Source organism: Ferrimonas pelagia (assembly GCF_039543565.1).
Taxonomy (GTDB): domain Bacteria; phylum Pseudomonadota; class Gammaproteobacteria; order Enterobacterales; family Shewanellaceae; genus Ferrimonas; species Ferrimonas pelagia.
This window is the reverse complement of record NZ_BAABJZ010000039.1, coordinates 1-1,039: the sequence shown is the minus strand read 5'-3', so window position 1 is coordinate 1,039 and position 1,039 is coordinate 1. Positions and strand designations below refer to the sequence as shown.

Sequence of the window (1,039 nt, the reverse complement as noted above, 5' to 3'; positions counted from 1 at the left end):
GGCGCTGTTTTAGGGAATTGTTGGTGGGTGTATACTTTCGGTAGAGCACTGGTTTAGGAGTTTCCTCATGGAAAGACTCGAATTCGGCAAGTTGCTTCTTATTCTCCCAGAACTCAATCGGTTCCAGCTTCGCGCTTTGGTCAAACGAGTGAACGGCGACCTTGAAAAGGACGACGTCAATTATGTGGCCGAAAAGCGCTGCGACTCCTTAAGTGCCTGCCCTCATTGCGATTACAAAGCCTTTGTCCGTTGGGGTCACTCTGGCGAACAACAGCGTTTTAAGTGCAAACAGTGCCATCGAACATTCAACGAGTTTACTGCCACACCTTTCGCTCGGCTGAAGCATCGAGGCAAACGTCTGGCCCGCTATGCCCAGTGCATGATGGAAGGCTTGTCTCTGCGACAATCTGCAGAGCGATGCGATATGAATTTGGCAACCTCATTCCATTGGCGTCACCGCTTTTTACGTCAACCAGAATGCCATCGGGCCAGCACTTTGGGCGGCATAGTTGAAGCTGACGAAGCATTTTTCAGAGAGTCATTCAAAGGCAAGCGGAACATCACTCATCGGCAGCCACGTAAACATGGTCGACCAGGGCGCGATGGCGCAAATCCACTCATTCCAGTGTTATTGCTTCTCGATCGGTATGAACGGGAAGCGGATTTTGTCCTCAGCACAAACTCACTGGATGAAATAACACCTTGTTTCTCAGGTCGAATTAAAACCGACTCAGTGCTTTGCACTGATGGTAGCAGTCTCTATCCGAGCATCGCTGAAGGTGAGGGATTGCATCACCGTCCAGTGCCTATCGGTACACCGGGAAGAACGAAAGGCGGCGGAGCGTTCCACATTCAAACGCTGAACAATTACATTTCGCGACTTCGCAGCTGGCTGCAGCGCTTTCGTGGAGTAGGTACTGAGTACTTAAGTAACTACCTCGGTTGGTGGCGTATTGTGACTCAGCGGAAACTTGAAACATCCAGAGCATGGCTCGAAGAAGGGATGCTGACGTGATCAACAGTTCCTTAAAACAGCGCC

Annotated in this window: 1 protein-coding gene; it reads left to right on the top strand. The window is 50.5% G+C overall.

Annotated features, from left to right (window positions below; all coding sequences use genetic code 11):
- The first annotated feature begins 67 nt into the window (after positions 1 to 67).
- Entirely contained in the window at positions 68 to 1,015 is a 948-nt protein-coding gene (locus ABEA08_RS09505; RefSeq protein WP_345335062.1) for an IS1595 family transposase, read from the top strand.
- Positions 1,016 to 1,039 lie beyond the last annotated feature (24 nt).